This is a genomic window from Novosphingobium mississippiense (genome assembly GCF_044029535.1).
In the GTDB taxonomy this organism is placed as follows: domain Bacteria; phylum Pseudomonadota; class Alphaproteobacteria; order Sphingomonadales; family Sphingomonadaceae; genus Novosphingobium.
This window is the reverse complement of sequence record NZ_CP147003.1, coordinates 1,670,415-1,686,997: the sequence shown is the minus strand read 5'-3', so window position 1 is coordinate 1,686,997 and position 16,583 is coordinate 1,670,415. Positions and strand designations below refer to the sequence as shown.

The 16,583-nt window shown below is 61.1% G+C and carries 11 protein-coding genes; 9 read left to right on the top strand and 2 right to left on the bottom strand.

The annotated features are described in order from the left end of the window. The first annotated feature begins 77 nt into the window (after positions 1 to 77). The 9 genes from mce (at position 78) to WBP06_RS25875 (ending at position 12,429) form a co-directional block, all read left to right on the top strand. Positions 78 to 515: a methylmalonyl-CoA epimerase gene (gene mce, locus WBP06_RS25915; protein WP_132385595.1), complete on the top strand. Its 438-nt coding sequence runs from the start codon at positions 78 to 80 to the stop codon at positions 513 to 515. A gap of 137 nt (positions 516 to 652) precedes the next feature. Continuing rightward, a complete protein-coding gene (gene scpA, locus WBP06_RS25910) occupies positions 653 to 2,809 on the top strand; it encodes a methylmalonyl-CoA mutase (RefSeq protein WP_395335326.1) in 2,157 nt (718 codons plus the stop codon). Positions 2,810 to 2,885: 76 nt separating this feature from the next. After that, positions 2,886 to 4,910: a biotin carboxylase N-terminal domain-containing protein gene (locus WBP06_RS25905; RefSeq protein ID WP_395335323.1), complete on the top strand. Its 2,025-nt coding sequence runs from the start codon at positions 2,886 to 2,888 to the stop codon at positions 4,908 to 4,910. A 5-nt stretch (positions 4,911 to 4,915) separates the two neighbouring features. Continuing rightward, complete coding sequence (locus WBP06_RS25900; protein WP_395335321.1) at positions 4,916 to 5,662, top strand: electron transfer flavoprotein subunit beta/FixA family protein; 747 nt, start codon at positions 4,916 to 4,918, stop codon at positions 5,660 to 5,662. Next, positions 5,662 to 6,591: an electron transfer flavoprotein subunit alpha/FixB family protein gene (locus WBP06_RS25895; protein WP_395335319.1), complete on the top strand. Its 930-nt coding sequence runs from the start codon at positions 5,662 to 5,664 to the stop codon at positions 6,589 to 6,591. Before WBP06_RS25900 ends, WBP06_RS25895 begins: the two co-directional genes overlap by 1 nt. A gap of 230 nt (positions 6,592 to 6,821) precedes the next feature. Then, positions 6,822 to 7,730, top strand: coding sequence for a helix-turn-helix domain-containing protein (locus tag WBP06_RS25890; protein WP_395335316.1), 909 nt, complete (start codon positions 6,822 to 6,824; stop codon positions 7,728 to 7,730). A 93-nt stretch (positions 7,731 to 7,823) separates the two neighbouring features. Beyond that, positions 7,824 to 9,239 (top strand): hypothetical protein, encoded by a 1,416-nt coding sequence (locus WBP06_RS25885; RefSeq protein WP_395335314.1) that lies wholly within the window; start codon positions 7,824 to 7,826, stop codon positions 9,237 to 9,239. Positions 9,240 to 9,247: 8 nt separating this feature from the next. Then, positions 9,248 to 10,705 (top strand): acyl-CoA reductase, encoded by a 1,458-nt coding sequence (locus tag WBP06_RS25880; RefSeq protein ID WP_395335312.1) that lies wholly within the window; start codon positions 9,248 to 9,250, stop codon positions 10,703 to 10,705. A gap of 11 nt (positions 10,706 to 10,716) precedes the next feature. Continuing rightward, the gene (locus tag WBP06_RS25875; protein WP_395335310.1) at positions 10,717 to 12,429 is read left to right on the top strand and encodes an amidohydrolase family protein; all 1,713 of its coding nucleotides are present in this window, start codon (positions 10,717 to 10,719) and stop codon (positions 12,427 to 12,429) included. 215 nt (positions 12,430 to 12,644) lie between these two features. Here the strand turns inward: WBP06_RS25875 and WBP06_RS25870 are convergent, their stop codons facing one another. Both WBP06_RS25870 and WBP06_RS25865 read right to left on the bottom strand, forming a co-directional pair. Continuing rightward, positions 12,645 to 14,903, bottom strand: a complete 2,259-nt coding sequence (locus WBP06_RS25870; protein ID WP_395335308.1) for an aldo/keto reductase — start codon at positions 14,901 to 14,903, stop codon at positions 12,645 to 12,647. Positions 14,904 to 14,932: 29 nt separating this feature from the next. Next, on the bottom strand, positions 14,933 to 16,309 hold the full coding sequence (locus WBP06_RS25865) for a hypothetical protein (protein WP_395335306.1): 1,377 nt from the start codon (positions 16,307 to 16,309) through the stop codon (positions 14,933 to 14,935). Between the last annotated feature and the right edge of the window lie 274 nt (positions 16,310 to 16,583).

Below are 16,583 nucleotides of genomic sequence, written 5' to 3'. Positions count from 1 at the left end.
GTGCTGGTCTTGATGTCAGCTCTGCCGGTCCTCGTTGGAAGTATGATGCTAATGTCCCAACTGAAGGTTTTTGCTAAATGAAGCTGGGTCGTCTCAACCATATCGGCGTCGCCACGCCGGATCTCGACGCCTCGATCGCGTTCTATCGCGACGTGATGGGCGCCACCGATATTACCGAGCCGTTCGTGCTGGAAAGCCAGCAAGTGCGGGTCTGCTTCGTCAACACACCCGGTGAAGACGGCACAGCAGGCACGCAGATCGAGCTGCTTCAGCCCACTACGCCGGATTCGGCCGTGGGCAAGTGGCTGGAGAAGAACCCGCTCGGGGGCCAGCACCACATCTGCTACGAAGTGCCGGACATTCACGCCGCCAAGGCGTGGTTCGAAGGCCTTGGCAAGCGGGTGCTGGGTGAGCCGCGCATGGGCGCGCATGGGACGCTGATCTTCTTCGTCCACCCCAAGGACATGGGCGGTCAGCTCACCGAGATCATGGAAACGCCCAAAGAGGCGCATTGAATAGAAGCCGTCGCCCAAGCTCCACCGTCATCCTGAACTCGTTTCAGGATCCATTTCGCCTCCGGGCGACGACGGTGAGAGGGCGAGGAATGGATCCTGAAACGAGTTCAGGATGACGAAGCTGCAAGGGTAGTGCGATGACCGAGGGACCGAACATCAACGACTGGAAGGCAGCCGCCGACAAGGAGGTCAAGGGCAAGGACCTGACCTGGAACACGCCCGAGGGTATCGCGGTAAAGCCGCTCTACACTGCCGAGGACGTGACCGTCGATCCCGGCCTTCCCGGCTTCGCGCCGTTCACGCGCGGTGTGCGCGCCTCGATGTATGCCGGCCGTCCCTGGACCATCCGCCAGTACGCGGGCTTCTCCACTGCCGAGGAATCGAACGCCTTCTATCGCCGCAACCTTGCGGCAGGTCAGAAGGGCCTTTCGGTCGCCTTCGATCTTGCCACCCATCGTGGTTACGACAGCGATCATCCGCGCGTCGTGGGTGACGTGGGCAAGGCCGGCGTCGCCATCGATTCCGTCGAGGATATGAAGATCCTGTTCGACGGTATTCCGCTCGACAAGATGTCGGTCTCGATGACGATGAACGGCGCGGTGATTCCGATCCTGGCCTTCTTCATCGTTGCCGGCGAAGAGCAGGGCGTCGATCGCAAGCTGCTCGACGGGACCATCCAGAACGACATCCTCAAGGAGTTCATGGTCCGCAACACCTACATCTACCCGCCAGAGCCTTCGATGCGGATCATCTCGGACATCTTCGGCTACACCAGCCGCGAGATGCCGAAGTTCAACTCGATCTCGATTTCCGGCTATCACATGCAGGAAGCCGGCGCGACGCAGGTGCAGGAACTGGCCTTCACCATCGCCGACGGCGCGGAATACGTGAAGTACGGCGTGGCATCGGGCCTCGATATCGACAAATTCGCGGGCCGCCTGTCGTTCTTCTTCGCCATTGGTATGAACTTCTTCATGGAAGTGGCCAAGCTGCGCGCCGCGCGCGTGCTGTGGCACCGGGTGATGACGGAGCTTGGCGCCAAGGACGAACGGTCGAAGATGCTGCGCACGCACTGCCAGACTTCGGGGGTTTCGCTGCAGGAGCAGGATCCCTACAACAACGTCATCCGCACCACGATCGAGGCGATGGCCTCGATGCTGGGCGGCACCCAGTCGCTGCACACCAACGCGCTGGACGAGGCGATTGCGCTGCCGACCGACTTCTCGGCCCGCATCGCCCGCAACACGCAAATCATCATCCAGGAAGAGACCGGCATGTGCAATGTCGTCGATCCTTTGGGTGGGTCCTATTACATCGAATCGCTGACGCAGCAGCTGGTCGACCAGGCCTGGGAGATCATCGAGCGCGTGCAGGCCGAAGGCGGCATGGCCAAGGCTGTCGCCGCTGGCTGGCCCAAGGCGATGATCGAGACCGCTGCCGCCGCCCGTCAGGCCCGTGTGGACCGGGGCGACGATGTGATCGTCGGCGTCAACAAGTACCGCCTTGCCAGCGAAGACCTGCTGGAAACGCTGGAAGTGGACAACGCCAAGGTCCGCGAAGGCCAGATCGCCCGCATCAACAAGATGAAGGCTGACCGTGACGAGGCTGCCTGCCAGGCCGCGCTCAAGGCCCTGCGCGACGGTGCCGCCGCGCCTGCCAGCATCGAGAACAACCTGCTCGCGCTCGCCGTCGAATGCGCACGCGCCCGTGCGACGCTGGGCGAGATCAGCTCGGCCATGGAAGACAGCTTCCAGCGCTATGGCACTCAGCCGACCCCGGTGAAGGGCGTCTATGCCGCGCCTTACGAGGGCGACAGCCGCTGGCAGCAGGTGCTGGATGGCGTGCAGGCGGTGGAGCGTCGCCTTGGCCGCAAGCCCAAGGTGCTGGTCGCCAAGATGGGTCAGGACGGTCATGATCGCGGTGCGAACGTGATCGCCTCCGCTTTCGGGGACATGGGCTTCGACGTCGTTTCCGGCCCGCTGTTCCAGACTCCGGAAGAAACCGTGGTGCTGGCGCTGGAGAGCGCGGTCGACGTGGTCGGCGCGTCCTCGCTGGCCGCCGGTCACAAGACGCTGATCCCCGAACTGATCCAGAAACTGCGCGCAGCCGGCCGCAGCGACATCAAGGTGATCGCCGGCGGCGTCATCCCGCCGCAGGACTATGAATTCCTGCGCAATGCCGGCGTTCAGGGCATCTACGGCCCCGGTACGAACGTGGTTGAGAGTGCTGCCGACGTACTGCGCCTGCTTGGCCACAACATGCCGCCGCTCGGTTCTTCGCTGGAAGTAGCATGAACGATCCAACAGCAGGAGAGTTTGCAGAAAATCTCCGCAAACCATTCGGTACGAATACCTGGAAAACGGATATCTGATGTTCAAGAAAATCCTCATCGCAAACCGGGGCGAGATTGCCTGCCGCGTGATCAAGACCGCGCGCCGCATGGGCATTCAGACGGTGGCCGTCTATTCGGACGCCGATGCCCGCGCACCGTTCGTGCAGATGGCCGATGAGGCCGTCCACATCGGCCCCGCGCCTGCCGCGCAGTCGTACCTGATTGCCGATAAGATCATCCAGGCCTGCAAGCAGACCGGCGCCGAAGCCGTCCATCCGGGCTATGGCTTCCTGTCCGAGCGTACCTCCTTCGCAGAGGCGCTGGCCGCAGAAGGCATCGAGTTCATCGGCCCTCCCGTTGGCGCTATCGCCGCGATGGGTGACAAGATCGAGTCCAAGAAGCTTGCCAAGCAGGCCGGCGTCAATGTCGTGCCCGGCTTCGTCGGCGAGATCGAGGACACCGAGCACGCCGTGCGCATCTCGAACGAGATCGGCTATCCGGTGATGATGAAGGCCTCGGCCGGCGGCGGCGGCAAGGGCATGCGCCTTGCCTACGACGAAAAGGACGTGCGCGAGGGCTTCGAGAGCGTGAAGCGCGAGGGCCTGAACTCCTTCGGCGACGACCGCGTCTTCATCGAGAAGTTCATCCTCAACCCGCGCCATATCGAGATCCAGATCCTGGGCGATAAGCACGGCAACATCCTCTACCTGAACGAGCGCGAATGCTCGATCCAGCGTCGCCACCAGAAGGTGGTCGAGGAAGCGCCGTCGCCCTTCGTCACCGAAAAGATGCGCAAGGCCATGGGCGAGCAGTGCGTCGCCTTGTCGCGCGCGGTGGGCTACTATTCGGCCGGTACGGTGGAACTGATCGTCTCGGGCGCCGATCCGACGGGCGAGAGCTTCTACTTCCTGGAAATGAACACCCGCCTTCAGGTCGAACACCCGGTCACCGAAGCGATCACCGGTGTCGATCTGGTCGAGCAGATGATCCGCGTCGCCGCCGGCGAAAAGCTGGAGATGACGCAGGCCGACGTGAAGATCGACGGCTGGGCCATCGAAAACCGCGTCTATGCCGAAGACCCCTATCGCGGCTTCCTGCCCTCGACCGGTCGCCTCGTGCGCTATCAGCCGCCGGTTGATGGCTGGGACGACGACGGCTCCGCAAACGGCCGCCGCGGGATCGACGGCGTGCGTGTCGATGACGGCGTCTATGAAGGCGGCGAAGTCTCGATGTTCTACGACCCGATGATCGCCAAGCTGATCACCTGGGGCGAGACCCGCGACGAAGCGGCGGACAAGCAGGTTGCCGCGCTCGACCTGTTCGAGATCGAGGGCCTTGGCCACAACATCGATTTCGTCTCGGCCATCATGCAGCACCCGCGCTTCCGCTCGGGCGAGCTGACCACGGGCTTCATCGCCGAGGAATATCCCGAAGGCTTCACCGGCGCGCCTGCGTCGGAAGAACTAAAGGGCAAGCTGGCTGCCGTTGCCGCCTTCGTCGCTACCGCGCGGGCAGACCGTGCGCGCCGGGTCGACGGGCAGCTCGCTTCGCGCCGTCTGGCGCCGCCGTCGGAATGGACCGTCCTCGTTGACAAGGCGCCGTACGAAGTCGTCATCGACGATGAGGACGTGACGGTGAACGGCATCTCCGTCGATCTCGCGATGGAATATACGCCGGGTGATCGCCTGATCGATGCCGAGATCGACGGCGAGGCCATCGGCATCCGTGTCGCGCCGACCCGCACGGGCCTGAAGATGACCACGCGCGGGGCGATCCACGACGTGCTGATCCTCCCGAGCCACATCGCCTCGCTCAACAAGCACATGATCGAAAAGATCCCGCCGGATCTCTCGAAGTACCTGATCTGCCCGATGCCGGGCCTGCTCGTCGCGCTCCACGTGGGCGAGGGTGACAAGGTTGAGGCTGGACAGCCGCTTGCCGTTGTCGAGGCGATGAAGATGGAAAACATCCTGCGCGCCGAGAAATCGGGCGTGGTGAAGGCGGTCAACGCCAAGGCAGGCGAAAGCCTTGCAGTGGACGCGATCATTCTGGAAATGGAGTGAGTTCGATGAAGATCCTCGTCCCCGTTAAGCGGGTGATCGATTACAACGTGAAGCCGCGCGTAAAGGCGGACGGCACGGGCGTTGACCTGGCCAACGTCAAGATGAGCATGAATCCGTTCGACGAGATCGCGGTCGAAGAAGCTATCCGCATCAAGGAAGCGGGCAAGGCTGAAGAGATCGTGGCCGTCTCGGTCGGCCCGGCCAAGGCGCAGGATACGCTGCGCACCGCACTCGCCATGGGTGCAGATCGTGCGATCCTCATCGAGACCGATGCCGAAGTCGAGCCGCTGGCCGTCGCCAAGATCCTCAAGGCGATCGTTGCCGAAGAGAATCCGGGCCTCGTGATCCTCGGCAAGCAGGCGATCGACGACGATTCGAACCAGACCGGCCAGATGCTCGCAGCCCTCACCGGCCGCCCGCAGGGCACGTTTGCCAGCAAGGTCGAGATCGACGGTGATCACGTTGCCGTGACCCGCGAAGTCGATGGCGGTCTGGAGACCGTGAAGCTTTCGCTGCCCGCGATCGTCACCACCGACCTGCGCCTCAACGAGCCGCGCTATGCTTCGCTGCCGAACATCATGAAGGCGAAGAAGAAGCCGCTCGATGTGAAGACCGCCGCCGATTACGGCGTCGACATCGCTCCGCGCCTCAAGACCCTCAAGGTCTCGGAGCCGCCCGTGCGCTCGGCCGGGGTCAAGGTTGCCGACGTCGATGCGCTGGTAGCCAAGCTCAAGGAACTGGGAGTCGCCTAATGAAGACGCTCGTTTGGGTCGAACACGACAACGCGTCGGTCAAGGACGCAACGCTCCACACCGTCACTGCTGCCGCCAAGCTGGGTGAAGTTCACCTGCTGGTCGCAGGCGCTGGCTGCCGTGCCGCTGCCGAGGCTGCCGCGAAGATCGCCGGCGTCGCCAAGGTCCACGTGGCCGACAACGCCGCCTACGAACATGCGCTGGCCGAAAACGTCGCGCCGCTGATCGTGGAACTGATGGGCCACCACGACGCGTTCCTGGCGCCCGCCACCACCACCGGCAAGAACGTCGCCCCGCGCGTTGCCGCGCTGCTCGACGTGATGCAGCTGTCGGACATCCTCTCGGTCGAAGGCGAGAAGACCTTCACCCGTCCGATCTACGCCGGCAACGCCATCGCCACCGTCGAATCGAGCGATGCCAAGCTGGTGATCACCGTGCGCGGCACGGCCTTCGAGAAGGCCGCTGCCGAGGGCGGTTCGGCTGCCATCGAAGACGTCGCAGGTGCCGGTGACGCCGGCCTTTCGAGCTTCGTGGGTGCCGAACTCGCGAAGTCCGAACGTCCGGAACTGACCAGCGCCAAGGTGATCGTCTCGGGCGGCCGCGCGCTGAAGGATTCGGAGACGTTCGAACAGTACATCATGCCGCTCGCCGACAAGCTCGGCGCTGCCGTCGGCGCCTCGCGCGCTGCGGTGGACGCGGGCTATGTGCCGAACGACTATCAAGTCGGCCAGACCGGCAAGATCGTGGCTCCCGAAGTCTACATCGCCGTCGGCATCTCGGGCGCGATCCAGCACCTTGCGGGCATGAAGGACTCCAAGACCATCATCGCCATCAACAAGGACGAGGACGCCCCGATCTTCCAGGTCGCCGACGTCGGCCTCGTGGCGGATCTGTTCAGCGCCGTGCCGGAACTGACCAAGTCCGTTTGAAATGTTCGCCTCCGCTGTCAGGGCGCTCAGGCGCCCTATCCGAAGGAAGGTTGCGGTATATGGAGGTTCGCCGCAAGGTGACCAGGAATAGAGTTATAGCGTTTCAAGGCCCCTTGCTTTGAAACGCGGGCGCCGGGCGGGTCGGAGGAGGGCCTGCTCGGCGCATGACATCGAAGACCGGATTGGTTCCATCGACGAGCGGAACAATTCGGCTGACGAGGAGGCCGAACATGGGCATTGCGGATCGAGGCGATTTGCCGATGTGCGCACCTCACACGGCGTCTCATTTCCGCATTGAACGCGAAATCGAAATCAATGGCATTTTTGCGGACATCCGCCATTTCGGTTGGAATGAGGGCAGTCGCGCTCTGTACGAGCCGAATTCATACTACCTTGATTTTTCGCTCGGCCCGCGTTGCCCAAACTCGCGATTTTTCAGGACCGCCAACGAATTAGCCGATCCTCCGGGAAACGTCGTGTTTCTCCCAAAGGGCGGCGAATTTGCGACGTGGAGTGAGCCTGGCGAACATAGCCTTCTTTGCCTGACGTTCGCTAACGAGCGCGCCGAGGAACTGTTCGAAGATGAACAGCTTGCTGATCTGGCTCCTTGTCTCGATGTTCAGAGCGTGTCGATAAGGCAGGGCCTAGCCCGGTTGGCGAATGAATTGCGGCATCCGGGATTCGGTCAGGCTATTCTGCTAGAGAGCATGGCGCTCCTCCTTGTGGTCGAGCTGTGCCGCCATTTCCAGAAATCGGGATCTCCACGGGATGCCGGATCCGGACAAATGCCGGTTTGGCGATTGCAGCGAGTGAGAGACAGGATCGAAGCGGACTTGGGCACCGACCTCTCGGTATCCTGCCTCGCCGCCGAAATTCGCACCAGTCCGAGACATCTCATCCGTACCTTTCGCGCGACCACGGGAGAGACGTTAACCGGCTATATCGCCAAGCGCCGTATCGCCCGGGCTCAGGAGCAACTTCGCGACGATGCGATGATGATCAAGGTTATCGCCGGTAATTGCGGTTTTCAGAGCCCGGCCGCTTTTTCGGCGGCTTTCCGGCGGGCAACCGGCCTGACGCCACGCGAATATCGCGAGCGCTCAATCAGTTGCACACCGTCATTCGACATGACCTCCTGACAATAGTTTGGCGCGAACGCGGCACCGTTCTTCGTTGTCGTGAGCCCCAATGGAGAGCCAGAATTCGTCATCGAAACAGGACGGATTCGCATCATGACTACGTACCTCGACCGCCTCATCGAAGACCCGACAAGCTTTCATGATGCGCCCTATGATCTGGCATTTACGCTTGAGCAGGAGGAAATTGACAGGCTCCATCTTGCGGGCGCGCGCAAGCGCTTCGCACAGCTCCGGCCGGGTCTTTCCGTTCTCGACCGGTTGGCCCGAGAACAGGGGATCGAGACGATCGAAACGATCGATGACCTGGCGCCGCTGTTATTCCCACACACCGTCTATAAGTCCTACCCGATAAGCTATCTTGAGCGAGGCCGCTTCGACAAGCTGACCAAGTGGCTTTCGGGCCTTACGACGAGCGATATCTCTCATGTCGATGCGTCGGGAATAGAGACTATCGATGACTGGATCGATCTGCTGGATGCCGCGACCGACCTGACCGTGCAGCATACTTCGGGCACCACCGGCAAGCTAAGCTTCGTACCGCGCAGCAAGGCGCAGTGGCGAGAGACCATTATCCACTCCGCGATAATCATCCGCGATTGGTGGCCGGAGCGCGGCCCGGACATCCTGAAGGACGGAATGCCGATCATCATCCCGGGCTATCGCTACGGGGCGGCTGCGACGCAGCGAGGGAATGGCATCCAAATCGAACTCTATGCCAAGGGTGAGGAAAATGCCCTTTTTCTCTATCCAGAATCCCGCTTCAGCGCGGATATTGCTTCGCTCGGTGGGCGGCTGAGGGCCGCTGAGGCGAGGGGCGAGGCTGGTGCCCTCGCTATTTCTCCTGCGCTGGCGGAACGCCGGGAGGCTCTGCTCGAGCTCGAACGCCGAAGACCGGAAGACCTCAAACATTTCTTTGCCGAGGCGCAGCGTCGTTTCGGCGGCAAGGATGTCTATGCCACGGCTATGTGGGCAATCCTTTACGATTGGGCGGAAGAGGGGCTGAAACGTGGTCTCACGAACGTTTTCGGTAAAGGCAGCGTGTTGCTGACCGGAGGGGGAAACAAGGGCAAGGAGCTTCCGGACAATTGGCGCGAGCGCGTGCTCGAATTCCTTGGATTCGACACGATCTACGAAATGTATGCCACCTCGGAATTGATGGGGCTGTGCATGATGTGCGAGCAGGGCCACTATCACATCCCACCGATCCAAATCCCGTTTCTGCTCGATCCGGCCACGGGTAAGCCCCTGCCGCGCAAGGATGGCCAGACCGGACGATACGCTTCGTTTGACCTGATGCCCAATACCTATTGGGCGGGGCTTGTCACGGGCGACGAAATCACGCTCTCAGGCTGGCAGACGCCCTGTTCCTGCGGCCGTACTGGGGTGCACATCATCCCGCCGGTTCGCCGTTACAGCGAGAAGGAGGGCGGCGATGACCGCGTAGTCTGCGCCGGCGCACCCGAAGCTCATGACAGGGCGCTGGAATTCCTTGCCGAACTATCGATGTGAGAAAGCTGATGAACGATGACTTCCGCGTTCCTCTCATTATCCGAGGGCAAATCATCGATGATGGTGATGTCCTCTATGGTGGACGCCGGGGAGGCGTATCCTTTCGTGCCCCGGATTTGGCAAAATACGTAGCGGACTTGCCGCTACGCACGCCGTCGGCGATGGCCGATCTCTATTCGCTGCGGTTCGAAGAAATCCTCGATTTCCTGGTCGCGCTGGGTGAACGATTGGACATCGGACGGAACCGCCATCTTCAGCAGGCATTTCGTCTGTCCTGCCTGACGTCTGGACTGTCCGAAAGCATCCTGCGCCGCCACTTCCAGCATATGGGCGCGACGTTTGATCGCGGGGAGATGCGACGAATGATGGAGCGTTCGTGCGGCGTCGATTATCTGGAAGGCTGGGTTGACCAAGGACCGAGCATTTTCCCTGGCCTTTCCGCGCGCACGCGCGCTTTCGGGGCACGAGCTGTCCATGTCATAGCCGGCAATGCACCTATCGTGTCGATATTGACAGTAATCCGCAACGCGTTGACGCGATCTGATGCGATTATAAAGTTGCCGTCGAACGATCCGCTGACGGCAGCGGCGATCGTCCGGACTATGGCCGAGATGGCGCCGGAGCATCCATTGTCCAGACACATATCCGTCGCCTATTGGAAAGGCGGCGATGAGCTGGTTGAACCGGTGATCTATGATCCGCGGGGCATCGAGAAAATCGTTGCCTGGGGCGGTTTCGATTCAGTGAAGCACATCACGCGCTACCTCCAGCCAGGCATCGATCTCATAACGCAGGACCCCAAGCTCTCCGGAACGATCATCGGAAGGGAAGCCTTTGCCGACGACGCAACCATGAAACAGGTGGCGCGTCGCCTCGCTCTGGATATTGGCGCACAGAACCAGGAGGGCTGCGTTTCGGCGCGCGTCATCTACGTCGAAAGCGGGACAGATGATGTCGGACTGCGCAACGCCAACCGCCTGGGCGAACTCACCTTCGAGGCTCTCCAGCGATTGCCCGATCATCTCAGTACGCCTCACAAGGCATTCGACACAGCACTCAAGTCGGAAATTGATGGCGTTCGCCTTAACGATGAAGAGTACCGGGTTTTCGGCGGGCGATCTAATGAAGGCGCGGTGATCGTCAGCCAGGATGACTACCCAGTTGATTTCTCTCGGACACTGGCATGCCGCGTGGGCAATATCGTCCCGGTCGATACCACGGATACTGCGATCAATTCCGTGAACGCCTACACTCAGACGATTGGGATTTTCCCGGAAAGTCTCAAAGAGGCGCTGCGCGATCGCTTGGCTTATCAGGGAGTTCAACGGATCGTGTCGTTGGGGGGCGCTGCGACCATGCAGCATAACATGGAGCGGCAGGATGCGATCGAGCCGGTCCGCCGGATGGTGAAGTGGGTGACCGAGGAACATGCACCGGGTGAACTCTTGGCCTCGTTGGCGGATTGAAGGATTGAGCCATGCCCGACGCAGATTTGATCATCCGAGGCGGCACGATCGTCGACGGGACCGGCGGGAATCCATTCGTGGCAGATATTGCTGTCCTCGACGGCCGCATATCTGCCATCGGGGCGAACCTGGAGCGAGCCCGAGAAGAGATCGATGCCAATGGTCTCCTCGTGACGCCGGGCTTCATTGACATCCATACGCACTACGATGGCCAAGTGACTTGGTCGGACAGTTTGGTGCCGTCCGCCGAACACGGCGTCACAAGTGTAGTCATAGGCAATTGCGGGGTTGGCTTTGCGCCATGCCGCGCGGGCGACCGAGAAGCACTCGTCAATGTCATGGAGGGTGTTGAGGATATCCCCGAGGCTGTCATGGCCACGGGTTTGCCGTGGAACTGGGAGACTTTTCCGGAGTATCTTGAAGCGCTAGGCAACTGTGGGTGGGACGTAGACGTCGGCGCATACATTCCCCACTCTCCCTTGCGCGTCTATGCGATGGGCCAGCGCGGCCTGGACCGAGAAGCGGCGACGCCTGCGGATATCGTCCGTCTCTCCGAGCTTGTCAGCGAGGCCATGGATGCCGGCGCACTGGGGTTTGCAACCTCGCGCTCGCTCGTCCATCGTCGCGGGGACGGAGCCTTCATTCCCTCCTTCCAGGCCGCGTGCGAAGAGTTGGAAGCACTCGCCCGGGCTGTGGGAGAGAGTGGACGAGGGGTCATTCAAATGATCCCTAACCTCGACACTGCAGACTGGTCGGGCGACATCGATCTGATGAAGCGAATGGCTTGCGCTTCCGGCAGGCCAGTGACGTATTCGCTGGCCCAGTGGGCCGGAAATCCCGATGGCTGGCGGCAGACGATGGACGCGCTGCTGGAACATAACCGTAGCGGAGCGGCACCGATCCTGGCTCAGGTCTTTCCCCGGCTCATGGGAGCATTGTGCGGCCTTTCCACTTCGGCAAACGCCTTCAGTTATTGCCGGACCTATCGGGCGCTCGAGGATCTGCCATTACCTGAAAAAGTAAGGCTCATGCGCGATTCACGCTTTCGCGAACGACTTGTGGCGGAAGAGCCCGATGAAACGCCTACGCCGCTCCACGCACTGCTGCGAACATGGGATAATCTCTTTCCGCTCGGTGATGAACCGGACTACGAGCCGTCGCCCGATTCCAGCATTGCATCTCTTGCAAAACGACGTGGAATCGAACCGGCCGAACTCGCCTACGAACTGATGCTGGAACAGGAAGGGAAATCCTTAATCCTGATGCCTTTCTCAAACTATGCGCAGTGCTCTCTCGATCCGGTGCTCGCCATGATGAAGGATCCTTGCAGCATAATCGGCCTGGGAGATGGAGGAGCGCACTACGGTATTATTTGCGATGCCAGTTATCCAACGACAATGCTCGCCTACTGGGCACGCGACCGCGCCGGTGAGCGACTTTCCGTCGCGGCTGCTGTCAAGGCGCTTAGCGCTGATAATGCCGCCTTTCTCGGTCTGCACGACAGGGGGCGGCTGGCACAAGGGCTGAAGGCCGACATCAACCTGATCGACCATGCAGCCCTCAGGCTTCACGCCCCGTACGTCGTTCATGATTTGCCGGGAGGCGGTCGCCGCTTGGCGCAACATGCGTCCGGATATCGTGCGACGATGGTTAGCGGCGTCATCACTCGTCGGGATGGCGTCGATACCGGCGCACGCCCCGGACGGCTAATCCGGGCAACCTGAGCCAGCACTCCATCAGCTTGCTCGGGGTCGCACTTTGGTGCCGGCGGTCAATCCGTGGCGAATGAAGTCCGTTGCCAGGAATTCGTGCGGGAAGCCTTTCGGAGTGAAACTGGCCGCTTCCAATCGATCGAGATGGTGCAGATCCAGCGAAACGCCGAGAGCGGCTACATTGTCCTCATATTGCCGCATCGTTCGTGCACCCAGCAACGGCGAGACTACGGCCGGGAAGCGATGGCCGCTTGTGCCGAAGTAGCGCCGACGTCGTCGGCGACTGCCTGAACGGCGTCAGCAATGGCCAACGTACGAGCGTCCAGCTTGCCCGCAGCGGCCAACATGGCGCCGCGTCCTCCAGTGTCCTGACCCTCTCCGTTGCTCCGGGCCGCGTATTTGCCGGACAGCAAGCCGCTGGCAAGAGGAGACCACGGCATCACGCCAATGCCGAGTGCTTTTGCAGCAGGAATGAGATCCCGCTCGGCGGTACGCTCCACAAGATTGTATTCGGCTTGCAACGCTGCGAACTGGGTCCAGCCGCGCAGGTCGGCCATCGTCTGCAATCGCGCCATCTGCCAGGCGGGCGTATCGGACAGACCCAGATAAAGAACCTTGCCCTGGGTCACCAAGTCATCAAAGGCGCGCATGATTTCGTCTGCGGGGGTGCTATCGTCCCAGACATGGAGAAATAGCAGATCGATGCGATCGGTGCGAAGCCGGCGCAGGCTCGTCTCAACGGTCTGCATCATGTTGCGCCGGCTGTTTCCGGCAGCATTGGGATCTCCAACCGATCGCGTCAGGGAGTATTTGGTGGAGAGAACCAGTCTGTCGCGCTTTGCCTCGGCGAATTTGCCCGTCAAATCTTCCGAAACGCCGCCTGCGTAATATCCTGCAGTGTCGATGAAATTGCCGCCCTGATCGACGTAGGCATCGAAAATGCGTCGGGATTCCTCTTCGCCAGCGCCCCATTCCTCGCCGAATGTCATTGTACCCAGAGCCAAAGGCGAAACTCGTAAGCCCGAACGGCCAAGCAGCCGGTAGGTATCGAGCGAAAGCGGTCCTGTATGCGTGCGGTTCATGGCTGTGTTGGCTCTCTCTGCTTCGGTCACGACCCAATGCATCATGCGATGGACGGGCCATCCCCCGTCGTGCGGCAGGCCGCCGAACTTTCCGCTATTGATGTTGCCAAGGCCGACGATGCGTTGCGCGCCGGCCGACGACAGCCCGTCGCGCAACTGCGTGATGCGGCCGGGCGGATAGACGCCGACCGACTGGGTGGCCACGGAGACATGGGCAATCGCCTCCGCTAGGCTGGAGACGGCGACCACGTTGACAAGCTTGCCACCGGGATTGAATGCGACCGGATCGCTTGATCGAACAACCATTCCGGTGCCGTCGGGTTGTCCGAACACACGGTAAATCGGCTCGAGATTGCCGAGCATATCGAGTTCGTCCAACAATGCCTCGGGAGGACGTGGTCCGCCTTGTCCATTCCCATACCGAACATCCTTGCCCATCTCGGCTACGAGAGCCTCACAATAGGCATCAACTTGCGGTAAGGATCCCTCGACGAACTGGAAGCGAGCGCAGCTACATGCGTCCTGATTGAAAGCGATGATATCGGCCGCGCTGCGCCGGGCGATCTCGGCTATAGGCAATCCTGCGAAAGCCTCCTTGCCGATCAGCGAAATCGAGATCTTGGGGTCGAAGGATACGATCTCGAAACCGGCAGCTGCATATTTCATTGCATGGCGAACGGCCGCTTCGCCTCCCCACACTGCCAGCTTGTCGAAATACTGGGATCTGAAGATGTGTTCCTCGATCGCGGTATCGCCGCCGCGCCAATAGGCCGCCGAGAACGAGCGTGTCACCGGGTGATTGGGCCCGACATCAGCCATCGTGCGCAGAAGTGCCGTGGCAGTGAACATGTCGTTCGAGGGCATCTTCAGCAAATGAACGCCCTTGCTGATAGCCCCGCGCACGATCGTCACTGGCGGCACGATGGGGGCATTTCCGGCAAGAATATGGACCATGCGCGGCGGAAACGCCCGGATGTCGAAGGCTTGGCCCTGGATATCACGTCTAATCCAGCCGTCATTCGCGCCGAGCCAACCGAGAGATTGCTCCGCCTCGGCTTCGACGGCCTCGCGCGTGAAGAACCAACCGATGTCCCTGTAGCAGTTTTCCAGAATCCGCGCGCCAAGACTATTGCAGTGAAGATTGAGGGCTGCCGCTTCCTGTAGATGGGCATTTTTATCGAAATCGAGTGCCTTGCCGACCTCGACGAGGAAATCGACGATTTCCGCCAGCGGCGTTTCGAACGCAGGTCCGGGGTCGCGTCTGGGCCAAATCAGCGCGTCGAGATCCAGTGCAGGGCTCATCACCGGGCTCGCGCTCGCTCGGGAGCGATGCTCGACTGCAGCGTCGAGCTGTACTTCTCCCTTTATGACGTGCGCTATCAGCAGCCTCGGCTCGTTGGACATGCTTTCCGGTCGCATGACTGTTTCCTCGTTCAAGCCGCGAAAGTCGGGGGAGACGAGATCGACCCGCGGACGTAGGAGTCGATGGATCCCGCGCAGCTGAGTTTGTCCTCGCCCTCTTCGAGATCGGCATAACGAGCTACCGCGTGGATCACCGGTGTCTTAACCCCTTCAAGGCCCGATCCGAACTCCACCTGCACCTTGTCGCCGGAAATCACGCCGCCCCAACGCGCATCGGCGAGGATGTCGAAAAATGCCATACGCCCCTCGACGAGGCCCATGTCACCGGTCGTGCCGAGCAGATGTTCGCCGGACTTGTCGAGAACCAAGGGGACGATCCACGGGGGTACCGCATAAGACTCGGTCGGCTGGATCTTGGCGCAGAAGCCGCTCATCTCCACCATTGCATAAGAACTGGTAATCCGGTCGGGCGTGACGCCGAAGAATTGCTGGATTTGTTCCCGGTAGTCTGCTGGGACCGCAGCGCCCTTCGTGCCTCCCCCGAAGCTCATCAGAGTGTCGGGGTGGAAATCTCCGTTCTTTATCCCGCGCTTTCGCAGCGTTTCTACGATCTGCCAGGCAACGCCGTACATTACGCCGATGTAAAGGGGACTGTGCCGGCGGTCTTCCAACAAGTCGATCCAGGTCTCGAACTCGGCTGCACGCTTGATGCGGCGGACCTCAAGTTCGGCTTCGTAGGCTGCGATCTCGCCTGGGCCGATCTTGCCTGCTGCCAACAAACGCCTCAATTGCGCAGGCCTCATAGCATCGAACGCACGGATCGGATCCTCGCTCAATCGGTGCAGTTCGCCGGGCGCTGCCCAGCGAGGAAAGTGGCGGTTGCAGAAATCGATCATCTTATGGGTGCCGCGCTCCGGCATCATCGTGAAGACCGAGCGCGAGTGATCGGCGACGTAGCTGGGCGTGGACAGGTCAGCGGCATGCAGACAGGCCGTGACGCTGATGTCCCGGTCCTGGTCCGACTGATCCAGAAATGAGGATTTTCCAGATGTTCCGCTCGAGGCAAATACGTGGTGGCCGGCCAAACGTGCGCGGTCCAACCACTCATCGATGTCGCGCACGTCCGACACGTCGATGTTGTCTGTGGGATAGGTTGCGAGGGTGCCAAGCCATAGGTTCATGTGAGCCCATTGCCCGTTGTCGACAAAGGCTTCCGGATAGCTTTTGTAGTTTGTGTGAGCGAAGAGAAGGGGCACAAGATCGGACAGCCCGTCTATGCTTTCGATCCCTGCCTCTCTGGCGCGCTTGTTCAGCACACCAATCTGTCCGCGCCGCTCGGAAAAACGTTCTCGTGCGGCTTCGAGCTGCAGTTCGGCCAACTGTTCCGGGGCGTTGCGGAATGGGTCTGCTGATCGTGCAAGTGCGATCAGTTCGTCGACGGCGCTCATGGTTGCGGCACTCCCGTTCGCTTGTGCCGCAGCACTATAGGAAGAGCTGTGCAGCATGCTGCAACTATGACTTTCAACACGAGGACATAGTGTCGCCGAAGCGACGTCATGTTGCGGCAAATGATTGGGGGGCAACGAACGGCCAATGCCAGGCACGACGGATTCCGATCTTCCCAAGGCGATGAGGCCAGGGCGCCGGCCCTAACTCGGGCTGGCTATCTTTCGGCAGGGGCATTGCCTGCCATCAGTCCCCATGGTGCCCCGATTGCAGATC

Coding starts and splice junctions, on each gene's coding strand:
- mce (WP_132385595.1), top strand. CDS start 78: ATGAAGCTGGGTCGTCTCAACCATATCGGCGTCGCCACGCCGGATCTC.
- scpA (WP_395335326.1), top strand. CDS start 653: ATGACCGAGGGACCGAACATCAACGACTGGAAGGCAGCCGCCGACAAG.
- WBP06_RS25905 (WP_395335323.1), top strand. CDS start 2,886: ATGTTCAAGAAAATCCTCATCGCAAACCGGGGCGAGATTGCCTGCCGC.
- WBP06_RS25900 (WP_395335321.1), top strand. CDS start 4,916: ATGAAGATCCTCGTCCCCGTTAAGCGGGTGATCGATTACAACGTGAAG.
- WBP06_RS25895 (WP_395335319.1), top strand. CDS start 5,662: ATGAAGACGCTCGTTTGGGTCGAACACGACAACGCGTCGGTCAAGGAC.
- WBP06_RS25890 (WP_395335316.1), top strand. CDS start 6,822: ATGGGCATTGCGGATCGAGGCGATTTGCCGATGTGCGCACCTCACACG.
- WBP06_RS25885 (WP_395335314.1), top strand. CDS start 7,824: ATGACTACGTACCTCGACCGCCTCATCGAAGACCCGACAAGCTTTCAT.
- WBP06_RS25880 (WP_395335312.1), top strand. CDS start 9,248: ATGAACGATGACTTCCGCGTTCCTCTCATTATCCGAGGGCAAATCATC.
- WBP06_RS25875 (WP_395335310.1), top strand. CDS start 10,717: ATGCCCGACGCAGATTTGATCATCCGAGGCGGCACGATCGTCGACGGG.
- WBP06_RS25870 (WP_395335308.1), bottom strand. CDS start 14,903: ATGTCCAACGAGCCGAGGCTGCTGATAGCGCACGTCATAAAGGGAGAA.
- WBP06_RS25865 (WP_395335306.1), bottom strand. CDS start 16,309: ATGAGCGCCGTCGACGAACTGATCGCACTTGCACGATCAGCAGACCCA.